The organism is Desulfurococcus sp., from assembly GCF_049970475.1.
Classification (GTDB): Archaea; Thermoproteota; Thermoprotei_A; order Sulfolobales; family Desulfurococcaceae; genus Desulfurococcus; species Desulfurococcus amylolyticus.
In genome coordinates this window covers 1-3,334 of record NZ_JBMFMW010000116.1, presented here as the reverse complement: position 1 = coordinate 3,334, position 3,334 = coordinate 1, and the positions used below count along the sequence as shown (strand labels likewise).

Annotated in this window: 5 protein-coding genes; 3 read left to right on the top strand and 2 right to left on the bottom strand. The window is 44.2% G+C overall.

Features of this window, described 5'->3' with window-relative positions; genetic code table 11:
• The coding region (gene twy1 / locus ACP5N5_RS06330) for a 4-demethylwyosine synthase TYW1 (RefSeq protein WP_428134133.1) at window positions 1-899 on the top strand (899 nt) is incomplete at its 5' end.
• Between the two features lie 28 nt (window positions 900-927).
• On the opposite strand, the gene ACP5N5_RS06325 is transcribed toward twy1, so the two are convergent.
• Entirely contained in the window at window positions 928-1,740 is an 813-nt protein-coding gene (locus tag ACP5N5_RS06325) for a winged helix-turn-helix transcriptional regulator (protein WP_428134126.1), read from the bottom strand.
• Window positions 1,741-1,851: 111 nt separating this feature from the next.
• Here ACP5N5_RS06325 and ACP5N5_RS06320 point away from each other — a divergent pair, with 111 nt between their 5' ends.
• A complete protein-coding gene (locus tag ACP5N5_RS06320; protein ID WP_428134118.1) occupies window positions 1,852-2,589 on the top strand; it encodes a thioredoxin family protein in 738 nt (245 codons plus the stop codon).
• Window positions 2,590-2,600: 11 nt separating this feature from the next.
• A complete protein-coding gene (locus tag ACP5N5_RS06315) occupies window positions 2,601-2,975 on the top strand; it encodes a metal-dependent transcriptional regulator (protein ID WP_428134112.1) in 375 nt (124 codons plus the stop codon).
• Between the two features lie 42 nt (window positions 2,976-3,017).
• On the opposite strand, the gene ACP5N5_RS06310 is transcribed toward ACP5N5_RS06315, so the two are convergent.
• Window positions 3,018-3,334, bottom strand: a 317-nt coding sequence (locus ACP5N5_RS06310) for a CopG family ribbon-helix-helix protein (RefSeq protein WP_428134103.1), incomplete at its 5' end; no start/stop codon positions are given.

The following is a 3,334-nucleotide window of genomic DNA, read 5'->3' as shown; positions in this document are numbered from 1 at the left end:
GGTACGGTATTGAGAGCCATAGATGTATACAGATGACGCCTGTAGTAGCATGGTGCTGGAATAGGTGCCTTCACTGCTGGAGGCTCCAGCCAGAGGATATAGGCATGCACTGGGATGACACGCGTCCCCCAGTGATCGATGATCCAGAGATCCTGGTCGAAGAAAGTATTAGGGCCCACAGAGAGATCATGGCTGGTTTCAAGGGTAATCCAAGGGCTGATCAAAAACTGGTTGAAGAAGCATTGAATCCTAAGCATGCAGCCATAAGCCTAACCGGTGAACCAACACTTTATCCAAGGCTTGGTGAGCTAATAAGCGAGTATCATAAGAGAGGCATCACTACATTCCTTGTCACACATGGTACAAGGCCTGATACTCTCAGGAACCTTGAAACAGAGCCGAGTCAGCTGTATATAAGTATAGAGTCATGGGATAAAGATAGCTACGAGCACTTTAACCGCCCCTTAGTACCAAGGGCATGGGAGTTATTTAATGAAACACTTGAATTAATACCCAGCTTCAAGTCTCCCACGGTATTCAGGTTCACGATAGTAAAGGGGTTCAACGATCATGAAATAGCTCTTAAGAACTTCGCTAAATTCATTGAAAAAGCACAACCATCATACGTAGAGGTCAAGGCATACATGTATATCGGGGGAAGCAGAGGTAGGTTATTCAAAAACAATATGCCAAGCCATATAGAGGTAAGGGAAATAGCCAGGAAAATAGCTGAGTTAACAGGTTACACAGTGATGAGCGAGTCCGTGCCAAGCCGTATAGTTCTCTTAAGCAGGGTAGGTAAGCCGAAAAGACATGGTAGGGGATGCCCTGATGGGGTGGAGAACCCTGAGAAATATGTACCGGTATTAACGGAGGAGTATGAGGAAATACAGGATTAGTCCTTCACAATATTATGGATCCTGTATTTCACGCGTTGACCAAGCGGTATTCTTTCCCAGCGTATAATATTACAAGCATTTCATTCCTCATCTCGTTTAAAAGTGTTTTCTCCAGGTTGCTCAACTTGCTTACTTCACTAGCCTTAATGGGGAACTTCTTCTTGAATTCCTCATAGAATACATGGTCCACTATGAGCGTGCCAATCCTGATCAACCTTCCCTCTAGCAGGTATTTGTCTAGCAGGGGTCCAAGCCTGCTCTGGGCTTCATTCATGTTCATCACAGGGGTTTCTATGACATATTGTCCATCTCCACCGCTTTGGCTACCAGTGTGCTGAACCATATCATGGTGCTTCACAACCTCCTTGGCGAAGTTCTCTAGGCTCGTTAATCTTGCATCAAGATCTTTTATTTTAACCTCTAACTCCCTCAAGCGCTTGGAAAACTCTTCTAACTGTTTAACTAGTAAGCTAACGTGATCCAGTGTTTCAGGAGCCTGCTGCATCCGCCCCTCTATCCCACTCTCCTGCCGCTTCTCGCCAACGGATTTCTCACTTGAGGCGGCTTCTTCACTTGCTGGGCTACCCTGTTTCTCCTGTGCAGTATTCTGTGGGGATATTGTTTTCTGTTTTGTTAACTCTGCTAGAAGACTCCTCCCCCTTGTCGTTATAATATATCCTCTTCCTACTTTCTCCACGTATCCACTGTACCTGAGTCTCTCAAGTATCTCCTTCGCCCTGGAGAAATCTATACCAAGTATCTCAGCTATCTCCCTGGATGAGAGGCTTGGCGTATTATTCAGTATCTCTAGCACTCTAAGAGTATATGATCTGGCCTGCAATAATTATACCCATTTTATAACTAGCCTATAGAGATCCTTATTAAGTTAATCCATATATTTTAAAAGGTGTTAAATAAAATAAATGTTAGATGGGCCTAACAGGTGATTACGATGGGAGGCTTATTCGATCCAGATACAGAGTCAGAGTTAAAGAAGATATTCCAGGCTTTTCCCAGAGAACTAAATGATATATTAGTGGTTTCAAGCAGTGGTGGAGGGCATGAACACCATGAAGACGAGGAAGAACATCATCACCACCATGGAGATTGTCCCACATGCGATGAGGCAAAAGTACTTGCAGAGGAAATCATGAGGATTAGCGGGGGGAAGATCAGATTCACGATATTAAACCCTGAGAATTTTTCGGGGCTGAGGCCAAGATATATCCCGGCATTCATTTATGATACCCCTAAGAGGAATATACGCTACTATGGCCTACCAAGCGGACAGGAGTTCGCGCCATTCATATTCATACACGACTATATATCTAACGGCGTTAAGCTATCCAAGAGCGTTATAGAAGAAATAGAGAGTATTGATGCTCCTCTCCATGTAAAGATATTCGTGACGCCAGAATGCCCGTACTGCCCACTAGTTGTAGACTTCTTCAATCAAGCCGGCATAGTTAACCAGAATATAGTTGTCGAGACAATAGAGGCGTTAGAACACCCTATTGAGGCAGACTCTTACGGGGTGCAGTATGTGCCATTCGTGGCGATCACTAAATTAAGCGATTACGAGAAATACGGTGCGAAGCCGGTTGAGGTGATCCCCGGATACCTGCCACCAGAGGAAAACGCGAAGATCCTGGTTAAAGCCGGGAATAAACTAAGGAGGATTAATTCCTGAGGATTAAAACCATGATCGGTGAGCGCTCAGAAGAATACCTGGAAGTAATATATGTGTTATCTATGAATGGAAGGCCAAAGGTCAGGGAGATAGCTAGGAGACTTTGTGTCAAACCAAGCAGTGTCGTTGAATTCCTGAGAAAGCTTGCCAATGAAGGCTACATAATATATGAGAAAGGCGGTAAAATAGAGTTAACGGAGAAAGGCCTTAAGGTAGCTAGGGAGATATATGAGAGACATAAGCTATTGAAGTTATTCCTTGAAAGCCTTGGAGTACCCAGGGAGATCGCAGAGGAGGACGCATGTAAAATGGAGCATATATTGCATCCCGTAACGATCTCAAAGATACGCGAGTACCTGGTGAAAAAAAGTTTTTCCGAGCACTAACCTCCTCCCAGCTCTAAAAGAGCGAGGCTTTCATTTGTAAAGCTAGTCAACGCATACACATAGGTGTTTAACCAGGATCACACCACGTAGACTCCTAACCTTTTTTATCAGCGACTCAAAATCACTGTATCTACCCCTAAAAGCGATAGTCATTAAACATCTCTCCTCATCGATGTGAATGTGGTTCTCAAAGAGTACCGAGCCAATGTACTCGTGCTGGATTTCAGTGAGCTCTCTATCAATGTCTCCCATACCATGTTTATATAGAACCATTATATAGCCGACTAGGTTGCACCCAGGTATCCCCTCGCTCATTAAATAGGTCCTAAGAGCTTCCTGAACCAGTGAGCTAATGCTTC